Genomic DNA, 550 nt, shown 5'->3' on the forward strand with positions numbered 1-550 from the left:
CCTGAAGGTCGTGCGCGACCGGGCCCAGTCGGAGGAGGTCGCCCAGGAGGTCATGATCGACCTGTGGCGCCAGGCCGCCCGCTACCGCCCCGACACCGGCTCCGTCACCACATGGGCCGCGACCATCGCCCACCGGCGGGCCGTGGACCGCGTCCGCTCCGCCCAGGCCGCGACGGACCGCGAGAACGCCCAGGCCGCCCGCGAACACACCACCGCCTACGACGAGGTCGCCGAACAGGTCGAGACCCGCCTGGAATCCGAACAGGTCCGCCGCTGCCTGCGCGGCCTGACCGAACTCCAGCGGCAGGCGGTGACCCTGGCCTACTACCGGGGGTTGACCTACCGTGAAGTCGCCGAAGCCCTGCGCACACCGCTTCCCACCATCAAGACACGCATGCGCGACGGGCTCATCCGGCTCCGCGACTGCATGGGGGTGACCACATGAAACACCACGCCACCGACGCCCACACCCTCACCGCCGCCTACGCCCTCGGCGCACTCGACGACGACGAACACAAGGACTTCGAAGACCACCTCCGAACGTGCGAGG

At 70.5% G+C, this 550-nt stretch carries 2 protein-coding genes; both read left to right on the forward strand.

The features are described 5' to 3' along the window. Nucleotides 1–445 (forward strand): sigma-70 family RNA polymerase sigma factor (locus IE180_RS36060; protein WP_190161127.1); only part of this gene is annotated, 445 nt, incomplete at its 5' end. Beyond that, the coding region (locus IE180_RS36065) for an RskA family anti-sigma factor (protein ID WP_190161128.1) at nt 442–550 on the forward strand (109 nt) is incomplete at its 3' end. The genes IE180_RS36060 and IE180_RS36065, both read left to right, overlap by 4 nt.

The organism is Streptomyces litmocidini (assembly GCF_014649755.1).
In the GTDB taxonomy this organism is placed as follows: Bacteria; Actinomycetota; Actinomycetes; order Streptomycetales; family Streptomycetaceae; genus Streptomyces; species Streptomyces litmocidini.